Raw genomic sequence first — 24901 nt, forward strand, 5'->3', positions numbered from 1 at the left:
TATCATCATTGGTTCAAACGCCAAGCTTCAAACATCAACAATGTCCAAATTCCATATTCATTAGAAGTCCGTTCAGTAAGGTGATCCCTTAATATTTGACGAGCTGGTTCAGGATTTAAAATCCCTCCGCCATATTCATTGCTTTCAATAAGATCACATGCGAAATCACGAAGCGGTCCACGCAGCCATTCTGAAAGAGGAATTCCAAATCCGCGTTTGGGGCGATCTATTAAATGCTTAGGCAAATATCTTTCAAGAACACTCCTTAATATCCATTTAGAACGCCCTGACCTAACCAATAAATTGGACGGAAGAGTCCACGCAAATTCAACCAATTTGTGGTCCAAAAAGGGCGGCCTCACCTCTAAACCGACTGACATTGAGGCACGATCAACCTTTGTGAGCACATCGCCGGGCAAGTAAGTTTGCATATCCGAAAGGCGCATACGATCAATGAGCCGCTCTGGACCATTGGCTAGCTCCAATACAACATCGCGAGGGTTTAAGAGATGCCGATCTAGATCTAAATTTTGAGAGATCAAACACCGATACAATTCATTCGGCTCTAAATCCACAACATTAGCTAGCTTCTGAAGTTTCAGACCTAACTGCGGCGGTAATCGCCCGTTTAAATGTGAGAACCGATCTAAAGAGTTTCTCGGTACAGCGTGAAGTGCTTTTGAAAATAATTGACGTACAGATTTTGGCAACGCTTCGATCTTATCCCAGTAAGTAGCAGCAAAAAAATGACGATTATACCCTCCAAAAAGTTCATCGCCCCCATCGCCAGACAATGCTACTGTAACGTTATCTTTTGCGAGCTTTGAAACGAGATAAGTTGGTATTTGCGAACTGTCGGCAAAAGGTTCGTCATAAATTGATGACAATTGCGGAACTATATCTAATGCGTCACTGGAGGACACCCTTAGCGTAGTGTGATCAGTCTTCAAGTAGGCTGCCACAGCTTCAGCTGCGTGAGCTTCGTCAAAGCCCGGATCATCAAACCCGATTGACAATGTTTGGACCTGTTCACAAGAACTACTCGCAACCGCAGCAATAGTGGCTGAGTCTATTCCCCCTGACAGAAATATACCGACTGGGACTTCAGCAACTAGTTGTGACGTAACGGCTGAATTTATCAAATAATTTAAATGTTCGAGCGCATCAGTGTCTGACCCTGTGAACGGCTTTGACAAACCCATGGATGATGTCTCTGATAGACGCCAATATAGTTTACGATGAACGTCACCTGCACGGTTGACAGTAACTATTTCACCTGGCTGGACTTTATCCACTTCATTAAAAATTGAGCAATTATCTGGAACATATGCTAGATTTAGATAACTGGCCAATGCCTCAATACTTATTGTAAATTGTCCACTTACTGCCTTCAACGAACGCAATTCAGAACCAAAGATAAAACGGCTCGATTGCGCAGAAAAATATAATGGCTTGATACCGAGCCTATCTCTGATCAAGAAAAGACGCCGCTCATCACGATCGTACAACGCGATCGCAAACATTCCATTAATGTCAGTCAATGTGGCATCAACACCACGATGCGCAAAGCTTTCTAGTAATACTTCGGTATCTGAGCCACCACGCCATACCACGCTGCATAAAGAGGGGTGAGACCTAAGCTCATTAAAATTATATATCTCACCGTTAAAACAGATAACGAACCTACCGTTAGCAGAAGTCATAGGCTGGTTGCCCGTGGCACCACGTCCAATTATTGCCAATCTGCGGTGAGCCAGCGCAATTCCGGCTTCAGCATCCATCCACGCCCCTTCACCATCGGGACCACGATGCGCAATTGCGTCTCTCATTTTAGAAGTCGTTAAATGAAGATAATCTACATCACAGAAATTTCGTTCAAATATTCCAACCACACCACACATAAAATTAATTTTTACTATAACCGCTTAATATTTAATCAAAATTATGAAATATTTTCAATTCTTTTGCAATATCCATGAGATCATTTTCATCTAAATAAGCACTCATTGGAAGGCTTAAAACTTGCTCTGCAACCATATCTCCGACTGGTAATCTTTTTTTTAAACTTGAAAAAACTGGTTGTTTATTCAAAGGTCTTGGATAGTGCACCATCGTTGGAATTGCAGCTGCAGCGAGCCTTTCTTGGGTAGCGTTTCGACTAATTAGGCGTATCGTATACTGCGCCCATGCACTACGATAGCCCTCAGGAACATGTGGCAAATGATTAAAGCCGGCCTCTGACAAGGCCTTCGTATAACGCTCTGCGACCACTTGGCGCACGTCTAACTCCTGGTCCAACACACCTAACTTGGCCAGTAGTACCGCCGCTTGGATTGTATCAAGGCGACTATTAATACCCAAACGGATATGGTGATAGCGACGATCTTGACCGTGACGCGCAGTCTGGCGAATGACGCTAGCCAAATCGGGATCACTGGTGAAAATCGCCCCACCATCTCCATAACAGCCCAAGGGTTTAGTTGGAAAAAAACTGGTGCAACCTATGTCGCAGAGGTTACCGGATTTGCGTCCATAATAAGTGCCGCCGAAACTTTGCGCCCCATCCTCAATCACGTATAAATTATGCCGCTTGGCAATTGCGTTTATGGCATCGAAATCTGCACATCGTCCATAGAGCGACACAGGCATGATCGCCTTCGTACGCTCCGTAATGGCTGCCTCAATCAATGTTGGATCGATATTATAACTTTCCGGTTCGATATCGACAAAGACGGGATGCGCCCCCAAAATGGCAACTGTTTCTGCGGTAGCTATATACGAAAAACCCGGTATGATAACTTCGTCTCCGGGATTAACACCAATTGCCATCAACGCAACTTGGAGAGCATCGGTTCCATTGGCAACGCTTATACAATATCTGGCGCCAGTATAATCCGCTAAACGCTCTTCAAGCTCTGCCACCTCCGGGCCTAGGATATATTGGCCATGCTCTAATACCTTCGTAATCCGTGCATCAATATCAGCCTTTAGCGCGCGATATTGGGCCTTGAGATCATTGAATTCCATTCTCATGAGGATACCATCCTCAGCACCCCATCGCGCAATGCATAGTTTGCACCGGTGTAAGGGCAGGTTATGTCTCCATCTCCCAATAAGGGCAGGTCAAGCTTCTCGCCATAGACACTCATCCAGCCCGTTTGCTGTGCAGGCACGCCCACCATTAACGCAAAATCAGGCACATCTCGTGTTATCACGGCACCTGCGCCCACAAAAGCGTAAGCCCCTACGGTCACACCGCACACTATGGTGCAATTCGCGCCCAAAGTGGCCCCCTCTTTGATTAATGTATCACGGTACTCAGATTTTCGTCCAATCAGCGCACGCGGGTTATAAACATTGGTGAAGACCATCGACGGGCCACAAAACACACCCTCCTCCAATGTGACATTATCATAGATGCTCACGTTATTCTGAACCTTACAGCGATCTCCAATCACCGCACGATTACCTACAAATACGCCTTGACCAATTGACACACCCTGCCCGATCTTAGCACCTGCACACACGTGAGAAAAATGCCAAATATGACTGCCTGCACCAATCTCAGCCGCTTTATCAACAATGGCTGATGAGTGAATCATAATTTCGTTCACATTGCCTCCAACAACGGATGGCGGGGACAGGAAGTAGAGATCTCAGCATGTCGGATGTCTGCTACGGTTTTAATTGCGACACGGTTTTCCTCAAGACCAAAGCCACGTCCGGCCAAAATTTCTTCGTAACTGCGCGTATGCAAATCAGTGAACCCACCAGAAAACTCAATCTCCTCGCCATCGATTGTGATCGAGCGATAGGTGCGCTGCCCCACCTCGCGTGCTCTCGCAGGAATGTGATCCAACTCTAGGGACAGAAACCACTTTACCCTTGCGCGCTCATATTCCAAATAGCCCGCAGCAGACGTCTGCGTTTTTAGATGCACCACGTTTTGCTCCAATGCGCCAAACAGGTGATGGAGCATATCAAAGAAATGCACCCCAATGTTCGTCGCGATGCCGCCAGATTTTTCCTCAGCGCCCTTCCAGCTTTGCAAATACCACCGTCCGCGTGAGGTGATGTAAGTCAACTCTACCTCATGCCTAACAGGACTTGCCTCAGCCATAATCTTTTTACGCAGCGCGATAATCGAAGGATGAACGCGCAGCTGCAAAATCGTGCTTACCTTGTTGCCCGTATCCGCTTCGATCTCCAGAAGTCCGTCGATGTTATGCGGGTTCAAGACAAGTGGCTTTTCACAAATCGCACTTGCACCCGAGCGCAAAGCAAAGCGTATATGGCTGTCATGCAAGTAATTGGGCGAGGCAATCGTGACATAATCCACTGGACCACCCGAACGGCGCATTTTATCGATATGACGATCAAAGCGTTCAAATTCTTTAAAAAAATGTGCCTCAGGGAAATAGCTATCGATGATGCCTACAGAATCATTCGGATCAAGTGCCGCCACCAAAGCATTGCCAGTATCGCGGATCGCTTGCATGTGCCGTGGTGCGATGTACCCTGCCACACCAATCATTGCGAAACTTTTCATCCAACCGAATCCCCCCTACAGCCGCACATCGCTCTCGGCGGGCCCAAATACCGATTTCAAATCGAAAAACACGTGATCTTCACAGCCAAAGCCACGGATCACCGCGGCCCCCATGGCACGAAACTGCTCATGAGCGACCGCAAGAATAATGCCGTCATACACCCTCTGATCGGGGTTTTCGCACAAATCAATTCCATATTCATCTCGTACCTCTTGTGCATCTACCCAAGGGTCATGCACATCAACCAAGATGCCGTAATCAGCCAGTTCCGCCACCAAATCGACAACGCGAGAGTTCCTCAGATCGGGACAGTTTTCTTTGAATGTCAAGCCCAAAACCAAAACCTTCGACCCGAGCACGGGGATGCCGTGCTTGATCATCTCACGAACCAATTGGCCCGCAACGTAGGCGCCCATACCGTCATTGATCCGTCGCCCCGCCAAGATCACCTGAGGGTGATACCCTATTTTCTCAGCTTTGTGGGTCAGGTAATAGGGATCCACCCCGATACAATGCCCGCCCACCAGCCCCGGGCGGAAGGGGAGGAAATTCCACTTCGTGCTTGCCGCCTGCAACACGGCCTCAGTGTCGATACTCATTTTATTGAAAATAATTGCCAATTCGTTGATCAGCGCGATATTTAGGTCGCGCTGCGTGTTCTCAATTACTTTGGCAGCCTCAGCCACGCGGATCGAAGGCGCCTTATGCGTGCCCGCCGTCACAATCGAAGCATAGAGCCAGTCTACAATATCTGCCACTTCGGGCGTAGAGCCTGCCGTTACCTTTTTGATCGTGGTTAAGCGATGCTCTCTATCACCTGGGTTAATGCGTTCAGGGCTGTAGCCGCAAAAGAAATCTTCGTTGAATGTCAGACCAGAGACGCGCTCAAGCACGGGTACGCAATCTTCTTCGGTGGCGCCTGGATAGACCGTGGACTCGTAAATAACGATATCACCGCGCTTGAGCGCAGCGCCCACTGTCTCAGACGCGCGGATCAACGGGGTCAGGTCAGGGCGCTTTGAGGCATCGATCGGTGTCGGAACGGTTACGATGAAAATTGTTGCCGCTTTGAGATCATTCTCGCTGCAAGAATAACGCAACCCCTTCGCGCCCGCCAATTCCACATCCGAAACTTCCAAAGTTGCGTCATGCCCCGCCTGCAGCGCCGCAATGCGGGCCTCATTCACGTCAAAGCCTGTGACATCATATTTTTTTCCGAATTCGACTGCGAGCGGCAGGCCAACATATCCCAGCCCAATGATAGCAATTTTATGTTTATTATGCGGCTCCACGGTCACTTCACTCTTCTCTCTTTTTTGGCTTGCGGTCTTGACCATCCTCACCAAAGTCAGCGATCAGGTCATCAATCTCAGCTTTTATGGCCTCATACTCACTTAATTTTCTGGCAAGGAAATCTCCCGCCAGTGCAGATTGTTCGGCGAAGCCCTTGGGCGTCAAAAAATATGCGTAACGCAATTTATTTTTACTATCACGAAAATTTTTTACCTTTATAGCGCCGACTTTGATCAGTGCGTTCACACAGTAATTTACACCGCCCGCACTTACCCCGAGCGCCTCCGCAATATCTCGCTGGGATAATTTCGGGTTACTCTCAAGAAGCCGGAGCACGCGAAATCGCAAGTCTTGAGCATATTTTGACGGAAGCAGCGCGCCACGGCTACCGCACCGAGCGCCAGATGACTGCCCAGAGTTATAATCCCTGCCAAATGAACCGTATCGAGCGTTCACACTTGAACGCTTAACAAAGCACACGGGCAGGTCAACTAAATTAAAAAGCTACATGGACGAAAAACTGTCGCGAAACATTAGTTATCAAACCGCGCGAAATCAATCTCATTTCCCCACGCGATCGCCCAGCCCCGCCCCAAGGGCGGTTTGCAAGATCAACCGAATGTCCAAAATCAGACCGCGCAGCGCGATATAGCGGGCATCCCATGCAACGAGGCGCGCGGGGTCGCTCATATCTACGCCCGCAACTTGGGCAAGACCCGAGATGCCAGGGCGAATATCCAATACACCCGCCTGATCACGCAGGCGCAGCAATTCCTCTTGAGCGGGCAGGCAGGGGCGTGGGCCAATAAGGCTCATATCACCACAAAGTACGTTCCAAAGCTGCGGCAGCTCATCAAGTTTATATCGGCGCAGCTTGGCCCCCAAGGGCGTGACGGCGGCGCTAGACACCTCATGCGTACCCGCCTGTTTAGTGCCAATTGCCATGGTGCGGAATTTGTAGCAAGTGAAAACCTGCCCCCCACGGCCCACACGCGGTTGCGCAAAAATTGCAGGGCCATCGCCCTCTTTGCGGATCAAAGCCCACAAGATCAGCATAGGCAGCGCGAATAGGATCAAGCCACCCACTGCGGCAGCTAAATCCATCACGCGGCTGACCGCGCGATAGGTGAGGTTGCCCCCCTGCCCGTCACTCAGCACAAGCTCACGCGGGGTCGTCCGCGCGTGATGACACAGCCACTCCGCCAGCCGCGTCACGGACAGGGTCGGCTTCAGCGCTGAAATCGGGCCAAAGGCAACCCGCGCCAGAGGCGTGGGTAAGCGGTTTAGATGGCGCAGCGCGCCTGCGAATGTCGCGCCATAAATCGCGGGCAGATAAAGATGCACAATATCTCCCCCCAACGCGTCAACTGCGGCGACACCATCGCGCTTGCTTTGCGCATAGGCGGATCTGTCGGCTGCCTCTAAAGCATGGGTTGAGCTGACATTGATAAACCGCACCCCCGCATCCTGCGCCGCCTGCGCAAGCGTGGTTGCAAATTCCACATTGACGGCCTGATAGGCGCTCAGGCTTGCCCCGGCATCTGAATTCACCACCGCCAAATTGAGCAGCAGATCGCCCCCCTGCAGCGCCTGCGATAGGTTTGCATAATCCGACACCGCACAATAGGGGAATTGCGCCTGCAGCACCTGAGGGTCGCGGCCAAGCAGCATCACATCTGCGCCGCGCGCGCGCAATTCGGGCACCAGCATTTGCCCTACAAACCCGCTCGCCCCTGCAATGACAATGCGCATGGCATCCCCCCTCATGTTGCGCCATGTTCTGTCTGATTGGGGCCGATATGGAAAGCCCCCAAACAGAGAAAAGCCCCCCGAAACCACGGGGGGCTTTGCCAAAATATCACGCGAAGTGGCCTATGCGTCAGGCGAAAATTGCGTTCATCGTGGCCGAGGGGCGCATGACGGCTGCAACCTTTGCGGGGTCTGCGTGATAATAGCCGCCCAAATCCACAGCCGCACCACGACCGGCGTGCAACTCTGTCAAAATCTGCGCCTCATGTTCCGCCAATGCTTTGGCGATTGGCGCGAATTCTGCAGCAAGCTTTGCATCCTCGCCTTGCGCGGCTAAGGCCTCAGCCCAGTAGCGCGCAAACCAGTAATGGCTGTCGCGGTTGTCAGGCTCGCCCACCTTGCGGCCAGGGCTGCGGTTATTGTCCAACACGCCTTGGGTCGCGGACTCGACCGCTTCGCCCAAGATACGGGCTGCGGCATTGTTCTTTGTCTCAGCCAAGAACTTAAAGCTTTCACCAAGGGCGCAGAACTCGCCCAGACTATCCCAACGCAGGTGGTTTTCACCTTGCAGCTGTTGCACGTGTTTCGGGGCCGAGCCGCCTGCACCCGTCTCAAACAAACCACCGCCCTGCATCAAATTTACAATCGACAGCATCTTGGCCGATGTCGCCAATTCAAGGATGGGGAAGAGATCGGTCAGGTAATCGCGCAACACATTGCCTGTGATAGCGATATGGTTCTTGCCTGCGCGGATCGTTTCTAGGGCTTTGCGGGTCGCTTCACGCGGCGCCATAATCGCGAATTTATCGGCCACACCGCGCGCTTTCAAAATCGGGCGCACATAGGCAATCAATTTCGCATCATGGGCGCGGGTTTCATCCAACCAAAACACCGCCTCGCAGCCTTCGGCGCGCTGACGATCAATCGCCAAATTCACCCAATCCTCAATCGGTGCCTTGCGTGCAGAGGCCGAACGCCAAATATCACCCGCATCAACAGCGTGTTCATGGATCACTGTGCCATCTTCCAAGATCATTCGAACCGTGCCTTTTGCGGCCATTTCGAATGTGGTCGGGTGGCTGCCATATTCTTCGGCCTTTTGCGCCATCAGGCCAATATTCTGCACTGTGCCGCAGGTGGCGGGATCCAGCTTGCCCTTTTCTTTGAAATACTTGATCGTCTCATCATAGACGGGCGCATAAGAATTATCAGGGATCACACAGACCGCGTCATGTTCCTTGCCATCTGGCCCCCAGCCTTTGCCACCTGCACGGATCAGCGCAGGCATGGATGCATCAACAATCACATCCGAGGGGACATGCAAATTGGTGATGCCGCGATCACTGTCGACCATATACATAGGCGGGCGCGCTGCCATGCAGGCGTCAATCGCCGCTTTGATATCGGCCTCATCTGCAATGCGGGCCAAGAGATCACCCAAACCCGAATTGGGGTTGACGCCAAGTGCCGCCAAACGATCCCCAAATTCTTCAAAGACGGGCGCAAGATAGGCTTTGACCGCATGGCCAAAGATGATCGGGTCAGAGACCTTCATCATTGTGGCCTTCATATGCAGCGAGAACAGCACGCCATCTTTCTTCGTTTGTTCAATCTCAGCCGCCAGAAAATCGCTCAGCGCGGCGGCACTCATGAAGGTCGCATCAACAACCGTGCCCGCAGGGTAGCTGACTGCATCCTTCAAAATGGTCTCAGTGCCATCTTCCGCAACGTGAACGATGCGCGCGGTTGCGGCATCTTTCAGCGTGACCGATGTTTCATTGCTGCGGAAATCGCCGCTCGACATGGCCGCAACGCGGGTTTTGCTATCCTTCGTCCACTCGCCCATGCGATGTGGGTTGGCCTGCGCATAGGCCTTCACGGCTTTGGCCGCGCGGCGGTCTGAATTCCCTTCGCGCAAAACGGGGTTCACAGCAGAGCCTTTAATCGCGTCATATTTCGCGCGCGCGTCTTTTTCCGCATCAGTTTTTGGGTTTTCTGGATAATCAGGGATGGTATAGCCCTGCCCCTGCAATTCTTTGATTGCGGCTTGCAATTGCGGCACAGAGGCCGAGATGTTTGGCAGCTTGATCACATTGGCATCCGCCGTTTTGACCAATTCCCCCAAGGCGGCCAGATCATCACTTTGGCGCTGATCGGCGGACAATTGATCGCCAAATGCCGCCAAAATGCGCCCTGCCAGCGAAATGTCGCGCGTGCCAACCGAGACACCCGCCGCCCGCGCAAAGCGCGCGATGATCGGCAAAAGCGAAGCCGAGGCAAGTTCAGGCGCTTCGTCAACTTTGGTATAGATGATATCTGGGGTCTGGTCGGTCATAGCTTTGGCTCCTTAGGGAGGATGATTTCGGCATCCCATAGTATACAATTGAACAAATGGGAAGCGTGAAGGTTGCCGCAGCACAAAATTTACAAGGGGCCTCACCCGAGGATGATCAACCAAATTGATGAGGTCAAAACTGTCACGCCCGTGCCAACCAAAACCGAACTGGCCGCAACGCGCCGCCCTGCCCCATACATATTGGCAAACAGATAGGCATTGGCGCCTGGGGCCATCGCGGCGGTGATGACCACAGATTTCAGATCATCACTGGGAATATGCAAAATCTGCGATCCCATCACCCACCCAATTGCGGGATGCACAATCAGCGACAGGATCAAGACCATCGCGATCACCCGAACCTCGCCCTCGGGGCGATAACGATAGAGCACCCCACCCAACCCAAACAGCGCGGTTGGCAGGGCCGCGCGGGCCAAAAGGGCAATCCCATCCTCGACAACAACGGGTATGCCAAGCCCGATGAAATTCACAACAAACCCCGCCCCAATGGCCAAGGTCAGCGCATTGCGCGACAGCGCGCGCCCGACGGCAAGGGCCAAGATATGCGGGGCCACGCGGCCCGCCTTGACCCCCTCCATTGCGGTCACGCCCACCAGATAACAAAACGGGGCATGCAGCGCGACAATCGCAAAATTCCCTGCAAGGCTATCAGGGCCATAAGCGCGCTCCATGATCGGCAGGCCCAACAGCACGGAATTGGCGAACATGGCCACAAACCCAATCGCCACCGCATCTGTCCAAACCCGCCCAAAGATGACGCGCGCCCCGAACATGCCCAAAAGGAACACAAGGATTGAGCCAGAATAATAGCTCAGCAGCAGCGGGAAATGGAAATCTTGGCTCAGATCAAGCCGCGCAAGCGCCAAAAATAGCAGCGCAGGGATCGCAATCCCTTGTGAAAACTTCATGAGAAGGTCAACACCTTCCTCAGAAAACAAGCCGCGCCAGACCATCACATAGCCAAAGCCAATGACGATAAAGACGGGCAAAACAACTTCGAGAAGGGCGGACATCCTCTAAATATCCAAACTGATGCGCAGCCCATCATAGGCGGGCGAGATATGCGCAGACAATTCATCGCAAAGCGTTTGATAGTCCAAATCTAAATGCATATTGGTCAGGATTGCGCGGCGCGGGCGGGCGCGGGCAATCCAATCTAGGCTTTGCTCAAGATGCGCGTGGCTTGGGTGGGGCGTTCGGCGCAATGCGTCCAAAATCCAACAATCCAAACCCGATAGCATCTCCCAGGCAGGTGCAGGAATGTCCGAGACATCAGGCAAATAGGCCACGTCACCGATGCGAAACCCTTTCGCCATGATGCGCCCGTGATGCACATCGAATGGCTGCAGCGTCACAGGCCCGCCTGCCCCCGTCACCACAATCTCACCCTCAATCGGGTTCAGCGTCAGGATCGGTGGATAATCCGACCCTTCGGGCTGCACAAAGGCATAGCTAAAGCGAGACAAGAGATCGCTGGCCGTGGCTGCATCTGCCCAAACATTGAGGCGGGATTTCATGTTGAAGACGATCATGCGCAGATCATCCAAGCCATGCACGTGATCCGCGTGTGAATGGGTGTAAACCACACCATCAAGCGCGCCCACATCTGCATCCAATAGCTGGGCGCGCATATCAGGCGAGGTGTCGATCAAGACCCGCGTTGTGCCCCCCTCGCCCAAACGCTCAACCAAAAGCGAGCAGCGGCGGCGGCGGTTCTTGGGTTCACGCGGATCACAGGCCCCCCAATTGCCCCCCAAACGCGGCACCCCGCCTGATGAGCCGCAGCCAAGTATGGTATAACGCAGCTTGCCCATAACCCTAAACCGCCCCGTGCCATTGGGCGGCCTTGGAAAACAGCCTGTCAAAATTCGCACTGGTTGCAGCGGCGAATTCGGCAATGCTGATGCCAAAGACATCCGCCCCCACCTGCGCGGTCAGGGCTGTATAGCTAGGCTCATTGCGCCGTCCGCGGTGCGGTGGCGGGGCCAAATAGGGGCTATCGGTTTCGACCAAAATCCGATCAAGGGACGCTTCGGCAAAAATGGCGCGCAACTCGTTCGATTTTGGGAAGGCCGCAATGCCCGACATTGAGAGATAAAATCCCAAATCCAATGCCGCGCGCGCCAATTCTGCCGAGGAGCTAAAACAATGCATCACGCAGGAATAAGGGCCGTTTGCATATCCTTCGCGCAGGATTTGCGCCACATCCTCATCTGCGGCGCGAGCATGGATGATCAAGGGCAGCCCTGTCTCGCGCGCCGCGTCAATATGGATGCGCAAACTGTCTTTTTGCGCCTCTGCGCTATCGGCGGTGTAGTGATAATCCAGACCTGTCTCGCCGATGCCAACGAATTTTGGATGCGCGGCAAGGGCCACTAAATCCTCAACGGTGACGGGCGGTTGATCGGCCACGCTCATCGGATGAAGGCCCGCAGCCCAGAACACGGGCGCATGGCTCTCGGCAATGCTGCGCACCTGTGGAACGTTGCCCATTTTGGTGCAAATCGTCACCATACGCGAAACACCCGCCTCCACAGCCCGCGCCACGACATCGCCCAATTCGCCTTCAAAATCGGGAAAATCCAGATGGCAATGGCTGTCGACCAATTGCGGGGTGGCATCAGAGGAGGGGGTCACGCGGTCACTCATGGGCTAAAAGATCAGTCTCGCAGATTATGGCGCAGCAAGGAGGGTGATGCGCCCCTCAAGGAGGATCACGCCATCACACGCGGTGCCGATTTTTCGATGCTTATGATCATATCAAGGATCAAAGCGGCAGGGTCAAGGTTCACCGCGCGCCCCTGCCGCGCCTTGGCGGATAAACGATCCGCCAGATCGGCCCATCCCCGACCCTCATGGGGGCTTGGCGAAAGGCGCGCCAAAATTGCCCCCTCGCCCGTGACAATGTCGGGGGGCAGTGCGCCAGTTACCCCCACACGGGCCAAGCGCGCCAACAACCGATCCAACAGCGCAAGCATCAGGTCAAACTGCGCTTCCCCTGCTTTGCCCGTGACCTGCTCGGAGAGGGCCATCGCTTGGGCGCGATCCAATCGCGGCAAGGTTCCAATGAGTGAAACCAAAGCGCCGTAAAGCGCCAAACCGCCCCCCTCAATCATCTGCGCGGCCACCCCAACCGATCCATTGGCCAATTCAACCACCGCGCGCGGGTCGTCCACTGCCACATCAATGCTGTGCATGGCTTGGGCCATCTCATCCGCCCCAAGCGGGTTAAGGCGCAAGGTGCGGCAACGCGAGCGGATTGTGGGCAAAAGCTTCGCGGGTTGATGCGCAACCAAAAGCAAAATCGCATCCTCAGGCGGTTCTTCAAGCAGTTTGAGCAGTGCATTGGCCGCGCTGCGGTTCATCTCATCCACCGCATCAACAATCACCACACGCCGCCCGCCATCTATGGCGGAAAGTCCAAAAAATTGGTTCAGGCGGCGCACTTCATCCACGGTAATTTCGGCGGAGAGCTTCTTGGTTTTTTCATTCCATCCGCGCCGCACCAGCAAAACCCGTGGCTCGGACAGCGCCCGCAAACGCCGTGCCACGGCTCCCTCAGGATCAGTGACGAAGCCCTGCGGATCAGGCGGCATGTCGAACAAAGCCGCCCCTGCATCATTGGGGCTGTTCAATAAATGCTCCGCCGCTTTCCACGCGAATGTAGCCTTACCAATGCCCTTCGGCCCCGTAATCAGCCACGCGTGATGCATCCGATCAGAGGCAAGCGCCGCACAAAACTCAGTCACGGCGGCGGCGTGACCAATCAGTTGCGGGGCATGGCGCGGATGCGGCAGACCCTCGGTGGCATCCGCCTCTGGCAGGAGATCATCATCCTTCATAGTCGCGCCTCTACAATCCGCGCGATATCCTGTGCAATCGCCTCGGACGCTTGATTGGCATCAACCATTGCGCAGCGGTCAGGAAAATCGCGGGCAAGCGCCTGAAACCCAGACCGCAGCCGCTCTTGAAAGGGCAGCCCCATGTCCTCGAACCGATCTTCGCCCGATTGCCGCGCCAACCCACGCGCCAAGGCCACAGCGGGCTCCATATCCAATATCAAGGTCAGGTCAGGCTCCACCCCGATCACACGGGCATGGATATCATCGACAAGATCGCGCAAATCGCCACGCGCAGCCCCCTGATAGACACGGGTGGAGTCCGCAAATCGATCACAAATCACCACGGCCCCACGGGCAAGCGCAGGCGCAATCGTGCGCTCAAGGTGATCACGGCGCGCGGCAGAAAAAAGCAAGATCTCCGTTTCGGGCGACCAGCGATCTGGATCCCCCTCGACCAACAGCTTGCGAATATCCTCTGCCCCCGCCGCACCGCCAGGTTCGCGTGTCTCAATCACATCACGACCAAGGCCGCGCAGATGTGCCGCCAAAAGGCGGCTTTGTGTGGATTTTCCCGCCCCATCTATACCTTCAAGACTGATAAACAGCCCGCCTGCCGCGCCCGACATTCAATTATCACTCAGGCTAGACACCTGACCCATCACCGCCGCAATAGCGCGCGAAGTTGCGGCCCCCAGACGCCCCATTAAGCCTGCCTGCGCCACATCGGTGGCGGCAATCAAGGGGACTGTTGTCGGCGCAAGCCCCTCAACCGCGATGTGCAGCTCACCCAAAGGGGTGCCCGCCGCAATCGGCGCGGGAATAGGGCCAGACAGCGTGACCTCCGCCTCAAGCAGCCCGCCCGTGACCTTCAATTGCGGCAAGAGCATCCGCACATCATCGGCCACTGTCAAAGGCACATTTGGCGTTTCGCCCAAGAACACAGGCGCCTGCGCCAAAATATCCCCCGCAGCGATCACATCGCGCTCGACAAATTGGCGAAAGGCCCAATTCACGATCCGCTCCGCCTCACCGGCGCGGGCATCCGCCGTAGGCAAGCCCGAAATCACAAAGGTCACGCGGCGATCACCTTGCACGGCAGAACCGACCAAACCATAGCCTGCCTCCTCGGTATGGCCGGTTTTCAGACCATCAGCCCCAATGCCCAATCCCAAAATCGGATTGCGGTTAAAGCGATTGTCAGGCGCGCGGTTGTCAAAGAGAAATTCTCGTTCGTTGAAATAGTGATAATATTGCGGAAACTCAGTGATCAGACGTTCCGCCAAAATGCCCAGATCGCGCATCGACATCACATGCCCCGCAGCGGGCCAGCCGCTGGCGTTGCGAAAGGTTGCGGTCTCCATCCCCAATTGCCGTGCGCGCTCTGTCATCAGCGTGGCAAATCCTGCCTCAGTACCATCAGGGCTTAGCGCCTCGGCCAAAACCACCGTTGCGTCATTGCCAGACAGAACAACAATCCCGCGGATCAAATCCTCGACCCGAACGCGGTCGGTGGTATTGAGAAACATGGTTGAGCCGCCAAAGGACATGGCATGCTCTGAGACAGGCAGTGCGGTGTCTAACGTGAGGCGCCCATCTTCCAGCGCCTCAAACGTCATGTTCAACGTCATCAGCTTGGACATCGAGGCAGGCGGCAAGGGCACATCCGCATTCAGAGCGAACAGAACCTGCCCTGAATTGTGATCCACCACATAGGCCGATCCTGCCTGTGTCTCAAACCCTTGGGCCTTGACCGCCTGAGGCAGCAAAATTCCCAAAGCCAAGGCCAAACCGCAGCCAAAACTGCCGAGGGTCTTTGCCAATGTCACGCCCATTCCCCACCTGTCACTCGACCCGCAGGGCTTGGCCGCGGGTTAAATTGGTTACAAAATACGCACCTTGAAAATCAAGACTGCGTGCAACGTCCAGATTATTGGCCCACTCCGCACTTGTCGAGGCAGGGCCGACCACCATCCGCCAAAAACGGCGGCCACTGGAGGTCTGATCATAGATGGTGGGCTGCAATCCAGAATTTCGCAAGGCCTGCGCGGTTTGATTTGCATTTTCTTGCAGCGCGCATTGCCAAATTGCACAAAACTCTGCTGAAAGTAAGTTGTCGCAGCGAGCTCAAGGATTCAGGTAATCGTGAGGGCAGAGGCAACTCGAAAATCAGTGCGACATAATTTTTATCACGGAAAAATTCACAATCCGGCACCCCTTCCAGAATCGCCCTCCAAGGGCTATCTCGCTTAAGTCGGAGGAGTGGCAGAGTGGTTTAATGCACCGGTCTTGAAAACCGACGTACGTCAAAAGCGTACCGTGGGTTCGAATCCCACCTCCTCCGCCATCACCCCCACCGGCGACCAAGATCAGAATAAATCCTTATTTATTTGACTTTTTCGTCACTGGAACCCCTCCACAGCCCAAGCCCAAGCCACAATCAATCGCTGGATCAAAGAATACAACCATATCCGACCCCATCAAAGCCTCGGAATGCGCCCACCAATACCAGAAACTACGACCCTAAAATTGGATCAAACATAAGGGGCTTGACAGGTTGCAGCGGCTTAGTGTTTCAGCCAGTAATATAGCCTACCAATCATTTCTCTGACGAATGTGCTAGTGGCGCCTAATGCTGCTGCACTTGGTATAAAGTCTATCAGCGTAGCGTTCGATGCTCCGCCACGAAAATCCACAGGATAGGGTGTAACTTGAACCCCGTTGGCTAAGAACACAGCCTCTGCTCTGGGCATGTGAAACGCAGAGGTGACCAAAATTACTCGCTCATTGGGGTTAACCATTTCAGCGATTGCCTGAGCCTCATCTTCAGTGTTTTGAACTACTGGTGTCAGCACGACTTGATCACGCTCAACACCTAAATCCTCGATGAAGTCTGCTAGATACTCTCCTTCAGGAACGCCTACGCTCCAAGGTAGATGCCCTCTTGTTAATATAAGCCTATCTGCCCGGTTCTCATTTATCAGAGACACACCAGCAAGTATTCGATCTACAGCTTCATTGAACTCATAATGAGTTTCAGAGCCATTGCTGATGGTTCTCAACATACCGCTTAATACCACCACCGTCTCGTGTTCTGGCACTTGTTCAACCGTAATTGGAGTATAGCCCTGTTCCAGAAAGCTGATTAGTGGTTTAGATACGGATGGCAAAGAAAACATGGTCAATATGACGAGCGCCGCCCCATGGAAAAGCTGTCGTCTAAATATTAAGCCCATAGCCATTAACAACAACACAAGGCCAAGCGGACTTGCGAGCAGTGGAAGTATTTTGTGCAAATATACCAAGGTATTGCCGTGCGCTCCGTGCTTCGTATCAACGTAGTTTGTTCTTTTATAAATCAGTGGAAGATCTTATGTTCAACCCTGATCCATAACTTTCGATTGCTGGTTCTATTGGGGTCTACCGCCTACGTGATGAGGGCCTATCCACCTACAAAATTGCGGATCAGATGGGCATAAGCCGTATGTCAGTCCATCGGATACTGAATAGGTGAACCAAACCTAAATTGTCAGTCAGTTATGGTGAACTCAGTTGGATAACGCCCATCTGGTTTAGTGTAGTCAAGAGATACAGATGTGTCGCTGATTTCAGTCACAATATTGCAGTAAGGCTCTCCCAACATTTGACTGGGTGCTTCGGTAAGATCAGCACATACGAGTGTTACAATGCGCCACGTGCCTCTAAGTTCTTGTGGGTTATCCCCTAAGATTTCTCCTTGCAGATTTCCGTCTGCTTGAAGTGATAGCACCGTATTTTGGCTAGTCAGTGTCTTGCCCAATAGAATTTCTCTAACGTCTTGAGCGCCCGAGATTGTTGGGATTAGTAGGGTCAAGGCACCAAGGGCCACTGCACTGCGATACTTGGCTTTACGAATATTCATATCAGGCGAACTCCTGTCACACTGTGTAGTTGAAATCCAATTATTATAATTGATGTAGTGTCACAGCTTTATCCATCAAACACTTTTCGATGTTACAGTTGGCAAAGTTCACACGGCATCCACAGATGATTGGAGCCAGATCTTCAAAGGGATCCTTAGAAATCTGACGCTAGAAAAGGCCCCGCATCGGTTTCCACCCATGTATGCAAGAGACGAAAAAGGCAGGATATGAGATGATTGGCAACCCAGATTAGCTCCCAGAATGGAACCCAAAGGGGAACCCAATCACAATTTCAGAATTTGACAAATTGACTTGTTTACAAGAAATTCACTAGAAGTGATGGATAATCCCATCTCCTCCGCCATTAGGCATCATATTTTTATGAAAATATGATGCCTAACCGATAAACGGGGCTAGTTGCTTGGATGCACCTGCTGTCACCAAGCCTACTAGCAATGTGTCACCTTCGATGCAGCGTCATCTCGTTTGGTATGGGCCACCGGCCCAAAAATACAGCCACAACAGTGGATATTCCGGCCTTTATGAACTACAGTTATTACAGAACGTCCGAGACCCAACGCACGGAGATGACAATGAGATCCATAACAGCATTCGCCATTGGAGCGTTAGTAACACTGGCGGCCAACGCTGTGTCAGCCTGCCCAGATTACTCACAATGGGGGCGTGAAAGCTACAACGCCAGCGGAAATCAACTCTATCAACCACAGTTTTTTAATGTAGTCGCCGGGGGAGAAAACTATCTGCAAAACTGCAGACACATAAACCCTAGAACGGACCGAGGGCCAGGCTATTTCACAACTGCGCCAGACTTCACCTTCGATCTAAGGGGTATGAGAGGCTATGAACTTCACATTAGTGTAGTGAGCCAATGTGACTCAGCGCTGCTTATAAACACAGGAAGTGCAAACTGGTACTACGATGACGATGACAATGGAAACCTGGACCCAAAAATCATCCTTACATATCCATCAGACGGGTACTTGGACATTTGGGTTGGCACCTATGACGGGCAATATTGTGATGCCACTTTGCGACTAGAGACTTTTTGATAGGTCCTTGAAGGGGCAAAATTCTCTAATTTTTGCCCTTTTCAATTGCTTCTCTTGGGTTCCTCTAAGTAGACTAGGGGGAGGCTTCATATGGAGTATTTCCTTATGATTTCCGGGTCAGGCTCCACACCAATGCCTGGAGCACTAGGGACAGTTACGTAGCCTTGATTTTTTTTCACCTGACCTAAAACGTCGAGCGGTTCCTTCAATAGCTCGTCACGGAAGTGATTGTGTGTTGTGTCTAACTCCAACATTGGTTCCCATTGATTAATACCGCCTGGGATGGATGGCATAGCCGCAAGAAGTTGTAAGTTTGTTGCAACAGCTATTGCTGATCCCCAAACATGATTAATTACTGGGGTGAAATGGGCGTGGCACAGGGCTAGAACACGTAGGTATTCAGAAATGCCGCCGAGCGCGCAGACTTCAGGTTGCGCAATATCAAGACCACGGTTTTCTAAAATAGTTCGCCAGCCCCAGCGGTTAAATTCGACTTCACCGCCCGATATGTTTACGCAAAGCCCCTGACGTAATTCACGATAACCATCAAGATCCTCAGGCGCTACAGGCTCCTCAAACCAATAGGCGTTCATCTCTTCCAGTGCTCGCCCCACGTAAAACGCATCAGAGGTTGTGTAACAATGGTTAGCATCCACCATAAACTGGCCTTTTGCGCCCACTCCTTCTGCGACAGCGGCGCAAAGCTCCACATCAGCTTTAGCTCCGAGGCCAACTTTCATTTTAGTGGCGTGGAAGCCCATTGAGAGTATACGGGATGCCTCATCCTTAAAGCGCGATTTATGGTCAGCAAAACTTTCTCGTTTTAGCATCATGCCATAACCGTAGGCTTTTATACTACTGCGGTGTGCCCCGCCGATCAGCTTGTGCAAGGGCAATCCAGCAACCTTACCGGCAATGTCCCATAGGGCTATATCTACGCCAGAAAGAGCCTGTAACGGCATGCCCTTTTGACCATGATCTCGCAGTAAATTGTACACTTTATGCCAAATAACATCGCGATCCAACGGATCCGACCCCAAAATCATTGGTTGGATGACTAATTCAACAATACCTTTATTTGCGACTGCAATGTTTCCAGCGCCAAAGCACTCGCCCCACCCTGTTACACCTTCATCGGTCTGCACTTCAACCAAGTGCGCGCTTCGCTTTGCGTAGAATTGTTGCGAATATCCAAGTTCTTCTGACAGTTCGTATTGTAGAACATGGCTTTTTACTTTGGTTATTTTCATAATTGCCTTCGTCTGAAAAATAGACCCACACTCACAACAGCAATCCACACATGGGTCAAGCAACGTTGCCGATCACTTTTAACAGATAATGGCAATTATAAAGTCAAACATAAACAAAAAGGAATTATTTGATGATTACGCCCCAGTTCTGTGAACAAATGGCCCATTACAACAGTTGGCAAAATACCAATATCCGCTCAAGCTTAAGTGCTTGTTCTCATCAGGTTTTGACTGCCGATCATGGCGCCTACTTCGGCTCAATACTTGGGACACTTAATCACCTTCTATGGGGCGATCAGATTTGGATGTCCCGCTTCGATGCTCTTGAGGCCCCAAAAGTGTCCGTAGATCAGAGTTCAACACTTACGAAAACCCTAAAAGACTGGGTGGAAGAGCGTGTGGAATTGGATCAGCGTATAATTACCTGGGCGAGTAATTTGACCCAGATTAAACTTGACGAAGAACTCTCTTGGTTCTCCAGAGTTTATCAAAAAGAGATCACCATATCTCAGTCTCTCGCCATTGTTCATATGTTCAATCATCAGACCCACCACAGAGGCCAAATTCATTCAATGATGACTGCTTTGGGGATTGAAACTCTACCTACAGATATCATCGCAATGCCATAATGTGATGCAGCAAGCTTATGTTTGTTTTCGCACTGATATTTGTGAGCTTCATTTTCGATGAGAGATTGGGAACCCTTAGAAATCTGACCTAGGAAAAGGCTCCGCCTCGGTTTTCACCTCTGTATCCAAGGCAAAAAAAGGGTTGCTTGTGAGGCGATTGAGAACCCAAGTCAGCACCCACAATGGAACCCAAAGTGGAACCCAGTTCTAATTTCAGAAGTTAATAAAACGCCTTATTTATATGAGTTTTTGGAAAAATAATGGATAATCCCACCTCCTCCGCCATTAGGCATCATATTTCCATGAAAATAATGGCTCTAAGCTACTGATTTACCTCGAAAATGATAGTTCGAGGCCGCCTTTGCGTGCCGGTGGAGTAGACCAAAATGAAGACCATTTCTGTCCCATACACATTCACAAAGGCAGGCTACTTCTATTTCAGCAGGCGTGTTCTGTGTGTCATGCAATCCCAAGCCCGCAATCCCATGCGCGCTTGCCCCTAGATGTAACCCCACAAAGATTTCTGCCCGCGCGGCGAGATTGCGCCAAAGGTGCAGATCGACTTGTATTTTAATTTAATACATACAATATAATAAATATAATTATTGTTATCTGGGGTATATTTCTGAAGGAAGACTGCCTTGGCATGACAAAGGCGCACAGAAAAAACCCGCCAAGCGTCATGCTGGCGGGGTTGTTTTTGATAGGATCTTGCGAAAGACGCGCGGCGCTTTATGCGCTGATTGAGGTGGCCTTAGCACCCGCAGCCAATTCTTTGCGGGGATCAAAGAACGGTTTTTCCACAACACGGGCCTGCCGTGGCCCCTCATGCGTTGTGACCTCTAATTCTGTGCCAAGCTCTGCGGCGGCCAGATCGACCATGGCCAGTGCAATATTGGCCTGCAACCGTGGCGAATAGACCGCAGAAGTCACTTTGCCCACGGGTTTCCCCTGATGCGACAGCGCCCAGAAACGGGTGTTTGGCGTGGCCAAGGGCGCCCCATCCAAAATCACGCCCACCTGACGGCGGGTGATCCCATTGTCACGGATGCGTTGCAGCGCGAATTTTCCGATGAAATCCGTCTCCATCTCGAGATCAACTAAGCGATCAAGGCACAATTCGAACGGGTTGGTCTGGATATCTGCATCCGCGTGATAAGACAGCATCCCCCCTTCAATGCGGCGGATTGTAGAGGTGTGACCTGGCTTCAACCCCATCGGCAGGCCTGTGGCCATGATCCGTTCCCACAGCGCATCGCCATATTCCGAATTGCGTAGATAAATTTCATAGCCAAGCTCGCTTGACCATCCTGTGCGGGACACGATCAGGGGGATGCCGTCCAACTCCATCTCGCGGAACCAGTAATAGCGCAGATCGGCAATCTCATCGCCAAACAGCGCCTTCATGATCTCGCCCGATTTCGGGCCTTGCAGCTGAAGGGGCGACACATCAGGCTCGGTGATGGTGACATCCATCCCCGAATGCACTGCCACGCCCTGCGCCCAAAGCAGGATATCGCTATCGGCAAGCGAGAACCAAAAATGGTTTTCACCAAGGCGCAGAAGGATGGGGTCGTTCAAAATCCCGCCCGAGGCATTGGTCATCAAAACATATTTGCACTGGCCCACGGCCATGTTGGACAGATTGCGTGGCGTCAGCATCTGCACGAATGCCGCTGCATCTGGCCCTGTGACCTCAACCTGACGCTCTACCGCCACATCGCATAAGATCGCGTCATTAACGAGGTTCCAGAAATTCGCCTCAGGATCGCCGAAATCGCGGGGGATATACATGTGGTTGTAAACCGAAAACCCCTGCGCGCCCCAGCGCACGGTTGCGTCAAAATAGGGCGATTTGCGAATTTGCGTGCCAAAGCCAAAATCCTGAACCTGCATCTGTGCCTCCCTCAGATGATATGGGCGGGGGGATACCCGTCCCTGATCAGCGGGATTTAAGGCAGGTTGGGTGCGCGGCGAGACTAAAAATCGGCCTATTCAAAGACTAGTCAGACTGAAAAAATCGGCATCGCTAGTCTGGCTGGACTAGACCGACCTAGGGGGTTTTGCGCGCTTGCGTCACAAGCTTGGCCAGATTGGGCTGTTCCGCCTTGACCAATCGCGTTGCAAAATAGGTCATGTAGCGTTCAATCAGCAGATCAGCCTGCAGCATGGTCTCCATCAAATCTTGGAATTCTGCCATGGATGTGGTGACAACTGTCATCACATAGTCAGACCCACCCCCTGTTGAGACGCAGTTGATGATTTCATCGCGGCCTAGCACATAGGCCTCGAAGCGCTCAAAATCCGTTTTGCGGTGGCGTGATAGCGAGAGGGTTACAATCACCCGTGTGGTGTCGAGCACCGCATCCAGAACAATATCTGCGTGATATCCTTTGATATATCCCGCGGCCCGCAACCGTGTGAGGCGCGCCCAACAGGGCGTGGCAGACAGGTTCACCAGTTCCGCCAGTTTTGTTTTGCTTAATTGACCATGCTTCTGCACCGCACTGAGAATGCGGATATCCGTTGCATCAAGGCCTAGTCGATCTCGCAAAACACATCCCCCACTCATCACCCTTATCCCCTAGCATGGGCGCAGGCGCGGGCAAAGGCCGCAATGATTGCGACCCTTGGGGCGGCCGTGGCGGCAGGATTGGCGCAAAGGCGGTGACAATGCCCAAACACGCCCTATCTTTGGCCCATGACCGAGCATAGCACCCCTTCGACCCCGAAAATCGAACTGCTTTACAATGCCGATTGTCCCATCTGCAATTGGGAGATCAATCAGTATAAGAAACACGCGCCCGACCATCTGCGTTTTGTGCCCATCACGGATGAGGCCGCCGCAGATTGGGGCATCAGCCCTGATACAGCTTTGCGGGCGCTGCATTTACGCGACACGGGCAACCCTGATCTGCATCAAACGGGGGTTGCGGCCTTTTTGGCGCTTTGGCAGGCCATGCCGCGCACAAGATGGATTGCGCGTCTGGTTGGGCTATGGCCGTTGCGCCCCTTGGTGGATTGGGCCTATCGCGAAGTGGCGGCACCCGCCCTTTACCATTTACACCAACGGCGCAGGGCAAAACGGGGGGACAGACCGTGAAGCCTATCCTTGCCGCATGGGCCCTCTTGGGATTCACAGTCGCGGGGCTTGCTTTTGCGACCGCCACCCCGCCCTATCAGCTTGAGCTGACCTGTCGCGCGGGGGATGTCACGGCCACAGTGCGGGTCGATCAACCTCGGCGCTATTTCGCGTCTCTGCGTGCCATGGCACTGCCACAGGCCGCGATTGATGATGGACGCGCGCGCTTTACGGCGCAATTTGCACATCAACACTCTGATCGGGGCGAGGAAGTTACTTTTTATCTCGAGAGCGGGGCATATTTGGGCGCTTGGACGGATGCAATCAATGAATTATGGCTCTATCGCGATGCCACGGGCGCGGTTTATGACAACGCCCTTGTCCTGCCCTGCACATAGGGGCAGAGTGACGGGCATCTGTTATTGCCCCTTTACGCATGGGCCTTCGCAGATTAGGCAAGCGCTAACGTAATCCTTTCAGGAATAGCCAAAATGTCGGTTTCGATGCTCTCCACCTTTATCAAACCCATGCATCCCGAAGGGCGCAAATTCGTGGCCATTGCGGCGGCGATCACGCTTGTCCTCTTCGCGCTATGGGAACCTTTGGGGTGGATTGGCACGGGCCTGACAGTGTGGGTCTATTACTTTTTTCGCGACCCCGAGCGCGTCACCCCAGATCGCGCTGGCGTGATGGTCTCACCCGCCGATGGTGTGGTGTCCCTGCTTGAACCTGCGACCCCGCCCGCCGAACTTGGCTTGGGCGAGGCGCCGATGACGCGCATCTCGGTTTTCATGTCCGTCTTTAATTGCCATGTGAACCGTATCCCTGCAGCGGGGCGGATCACGGCCGTGGCCTATCATGAGGGCAAATTCCTCAACGCCTCGCTCGACAAAGCTTCGACCGATAATGAGCGCAACGGCATCGCCGTTGAACTGCCCGATGGCCGCAAATATGGTGTGGTGCAGATTGCAGGATTGGTTGCACGCCGCATCCTGTGTTGGAGCGTTGTGGATGAAGCGATGGAGCGCGGGCAACGCTTTGGCCTGATCCGCTTTGGCTCGCGGCTTGATATCTACCTGCCAGAGGGCGCAGAACCTTTGGTCGAGATCGGACAAACTATGATCGCAGGCGAGACTGTGATCGCCACGATTGACCCTGACACGCAACACTAAGGCCCGCGG

The 24901-nt window shown here is 52.7% G+C and carries 25 protein-coding genes, 1 tRNA gene and 1 pseudogene; 7 read left to right on the top strand and 20 right to left on the bottom strand.

From position 1 onward, the window contains the following. Window positions 1-5: 5 nt before the first annotated feature. The 15 genes from asnB to AAC637_RS03885 all read right to left on the bottom strand — a co-directional run bounded on the left by asnB (window position 6) and on the right by AAC637_RS03885 (window position 15875). Complete coding sequence (gene asnB, locus AAC637_RS03815; protein ID WP_340302388.1) at window positions 6-1901, bottom strand: asparagine synthase (glutamine-hydrolyzing); 1896 nt, start codon at window positions 1899-1901, stop codon at window positions 6-8. Between the two features lie 31 nt (window positions 1902-1932). After that, window positions 1933-3027: a DegT/DnrJ/EryC1/StrS family aminotransferase gene (locus tag AAC637_RS03820; protein WP_340302389.1), complete on the bottom strand. Its 1095-nt coding sequence runs from the start codon at window positions 3025-3027 to the stop codon at window positions 1933-1935. A gap of 2 nt (window positions 3028-3029) precedes the next feature. Further along, window positions 3030-3614 (bottom strand): acyltransferase, encoded by a 585-nt coding sequence (locus tag AAC637_RS03825; RefSeq protein ID WP_445322705.1) that lies wholly within the window; start codon window positions 3612-3614, stop codon window positions 3030-3032. Further along, on the bottom strand, window positions 3611-4549 hold the full coding sequence (locus AAC637_RS03830) for a Gfo/Idh/MocA family oxidoreductase (protein ID WP_340302390.1): 939 nt from the start codon (window positions 4547-4549) through the stop codon (window positions 3611-3613). The genes AAC637_RS03825 and AAC637_RS03830 overlap by 4 nt, the downstream gene beginning before the upstream one ends. 15 nt (window positions 4550-4564) lie before the next feature. Beyond that, window positions 4565-5887, bottom strand: a complete 1323-nt coding sequence (tviB, locus tag AAC637_RS03835) for a Vi polysaccharide biosynthesis UDP-N-acetylglucosamine C-6 dehydrogenase TviB (protein WP_445322706.1) — start codon at window positions 5885-5887, stop codon at window positions 4565-4567. Beyond that, window positions 5850-6191: a MarR family EPS-associated transcriptional regulator gene (locus AAC637_RS03840; protein ID WP_340303137.1), complete on the bottom strand. Its 342-nt coding sequence runs from the start codon at window positions 6189-6191 to the stop codon at window positions 5850-5852. The genes tviB and AAC637_RS03840 overlap by 38 nt, the downstream gene beginning before the upstream one ends. A 213-nt stretch (window positions 6192-6404) precedes the next feature. Beyond that, window positions 6405-7610, bottom strand: coding sequence for a hybrid nucleoside-diphosphate sugar epimerase/sugar transferase (locus tag AAC637_RS03845; protein ID WP_340302392.1), 1206 nt, complete (start codon window positions 7608-7610; stop codon window positions 6405-6407). A 112-nt stretch (window positions 7611-7722) separates the two neighbouring features. Then, on the bottom strand, window positions 7723-9927 hold the full coding sequence (locus tag AAC637_RS03850) for an NADP-dependent isocitrate dehydrogenase (RefSeq protein WP_340302393.1): 2205 nt from the start codon (window positions 9925-9927) through the stop codon (window positions 7723-7725). Between the two features lie 101 nt (window positions 9928-10028). Further along, on the bottom strand, window positions 10029-10961 hold the full coding sequence (locus AAC637_RS03855) for an AEC family transporter (RefSeq protein WP_340302394.1): 933 nt from the start codon (window positions 10959-10961) through the stop codon (window positions 10029-10031). Window positions 10962-10964: 3 nt separating this feature from the next. Continuing rightward, the gene (locus tag AAC637_RS03860; protein ID WP_340302395.1) at window positions 10965-11762 is read right to left on the bottom strand and encodes an MBL fold metallo-hydrolase; all 798 of its coding nucleotides are present in this window, start codon (window positions 11760-11762) and stop codon (window positions 10965-10967) included. A 4-nt stretch (window positions 11763-11766) separates the two neighbouring features. Then, window positions 11767-12597 (bottom strand): TatD family hydrolase, encoded by an 831-nt coding sequence (locus AAC637_RS03865; protein ID WP_340302396.1) that lies wholly within the window; start codon window positions 12595-12597, stop codon window positions 11767-11769. A 65-nt stretch (window positions 12598-12662) separates the two neighbouring features. Then, the gene (locus tag AAC637_RS03870; RefSeq protein ID WP_340302397.1) at window positions 12663-13790 is read right to left on the bottom strand and encodes a DNA polymerase III subunit delta'; all 1128 of its coding nucleotides are present in this window, start codon (window positions 13788-13790) and stop codon (window positions 12663-12665) included. Further along, window positions 13787-14416, bottom strand: a complete 630-nt coding sequence (gene tmk, locus AAC637_RS03875; protein ID WP_340302398.1) for a dTMP kinase — start codon at window positions 14414-14416, stop codon at window positions 13787-13789. Before tmk ends, AAC637_RS03870 begins: the two co-directional genes overlap by 4 nt. Next, window positions 14417-15610, bottom strand: coding sequence for a D-alanyl-D-alanine carboxypeptidase family protein (locus AAC637_RS03880; RefSeq protein WP_340302399.1), 1194 nt, complete (start codon window positions 15608-15610; stop codon window positions 14417-14419). Between the two features lie 22 nt (window positions 15611-15632). Further along, window positions 15633-15875, bottom strand: a complete 243-nt coding sequence (locus AAC637_RS03885) for an SPOR domain-containing protein (protein ID WP_340303138.1) — start codon at window positions 15873-15875, stop codon at window positions 15633-15635. A gap of 168 nt (window positions 15876-16043) precedes the next feature. Between AAC637_RS03885 and AAC637_RS03890 the strand changes: the two genes are divergently transcribed. Further along, a tRNA-Ser gene (locus AAC637_RS03890) sits at window positions 16044-16134 on the top strand. A 59-nt stretch (window positions 16135-16193) separates the two neighbouring features. Further along, window positions 16194-16331 (top strand): annotated as a pseudogene (locus tag AAC637_RS12685) (integrase core domain-containing protein); the annotation flags it as partial. 23 nt (window positions 16332-16354) lie between these two features. Here the strand turns inward: AAC637_RS12685 and AAC637_RS03895 are convergent. Further along, a complete protein-coding gene (locus AAC637_RS03895; RefSeq protein WP_340302400.1) occupies window positions 16355-16966 on the bottom strand; it encodes a YdcF family protein in 612 nt (203 codons plus the stop codon). Between the two features lie 233 nt (window positions 16967-17199). Here AAC637_RS03895 and AAC637_RS03900 point away from each other — a divergent pair, with 233 nt between their 5' ends. Continuing rightward, complete coding sequence (locus AAC637_RS03900; RefSeq protein ID WP_340303139.1) at window positions 17200-17301, top strand: helix-turn-helix domain-containing protein; 102 nt, start codon at window positions 17200-17202, stop codon at window positions 17299-17301. Between the two features lie 15 nt (window positions 17302-17316). On the opposite strand, the gene AAC637_RS03905 is transcribed toward AAC637_RS03900, so the two are convergent. Next, the gene (locus AAC637_RS03905) at window positions 17317-17688 is read right to left on the bottom strand and encodes a hypothetical protein (RefSeq protein WP_340302401.1); all 372 of its coding nucleotides are present in this window, start codon (window positions 17686-17688) and stop codon (window positions 17317-17319) included. Window positions 17689-18845: 1157 nt separating this feature from the next. Beyond that, window positions 18846-20009, bottom strand: coding sequence for a mandelate racemase/muconate lactonizing enzyme family protein (locus tag AAC637_RS03910; protein WP_340302402.1), 1164 nt, complete (start codon window positions 20007-20009; stop codon window positions 18846-18848). Window positions 20010-20140: 131 nt separating this feature from the next. Here AAC637_RS03910 and AAC637_RS03915 point away from each other — a divergent pair, with 131 nt between their 5' ends. Next, window positions 20141-20638, top strand: coding sequence for a DinB family protein (locus AAC637_RS03915; protein ID WP_340302403.1), 498 nt, complete (start codon window positions 20141-20143; stop codon window positions 20636-20638). Between the two features lie 732 nt (window positions 20639-21370). Here the strand turns inward: AAC637_RS03915 and AAC637_RS03920 are convergent. Both AAC637_RS03920 and AAC637_RS03925 read right to left on the bottom strand, forming a co-directional pair. Next, window positions 21371-22534, bottom strand: coding sequence for a glycine cleavage T C-terminal barrel domain-containing protein (locus AAC637_RS03920; RefSeq protein WP_340302404.1), 1164 nt, complete (start codon window positions 22532-22534; stop codon window positions 21371-21373). Window positions 22535-22691: 157 nt separating this feature from the next. Beyond that, a complete protein-coding gene (locus tag AAC637_RS03925; protein WP_317655896.1) occupies window positions 22692-23210 on the bottom strand; it encodes an Lrp/AsnC family transcriptional regulator in 519 nt (172 codons plus the stop codon). Window positions 23211-23339: 129 nt separating this feature from the next. Between AAC637_RS03925 and AAC637_RS03930 the strand changes: the two genes are divergently transcribed. The 3 genes from AAC637_RS03930 to AAC637_RS03940 all read left to right on the top strand — a co-directional run bounded on the left by AAC637_RS03930 (window position 23340) and on the right by AAC637_RS03940 (window position 24892). Then, window positions 23340-23741 carry a thiol-disulfide oxidoreductase DCC family protein gene (locus AAC637_RS03930; protein ID WP_340302405.1) on the top strand — a complete coding sequence of 134 codons (402 nt, stop codon included), beginning with the start codon at window positions 23340-23342 and terminating at the stop codon, window positions 23739-23741. After that, a complete protein-coding gene (locus AAC637_RS03935; protein ID WP_340302406.1) occupies window positions 23738-24118 on the top strand; it encodes a hypothetical protein in 381 nt (126 codons plus the stop codon). Before AAC637_RS03930 ends, AAC637_RS03935 begins: the two co-directional genes overlap by 4 nt. Window positions 24119-24211: 93 nt before the next feature. Then, a complete protein-coding gene (locus AAC637_RS03940) occupies window positions 24212-24892 on the top strand; it encodes a phosphatidylserine decarboxylase (protein ID WP_340302407.1) in 681 nt (226 codons plus the stop codon). Window positions 24893-24901 lie beyond the last annotated feature (9 nt).

It is taken from the genome of Roseobacter sp. HKCCD7870 (assembly GCF_037830315.1).
Classification (GTDB): domain Bacteria; phylum Pseudomonadota; class Alphaproteobacteria; order Rhodobacterales; family Rhodobacteraceae; genus M30B80.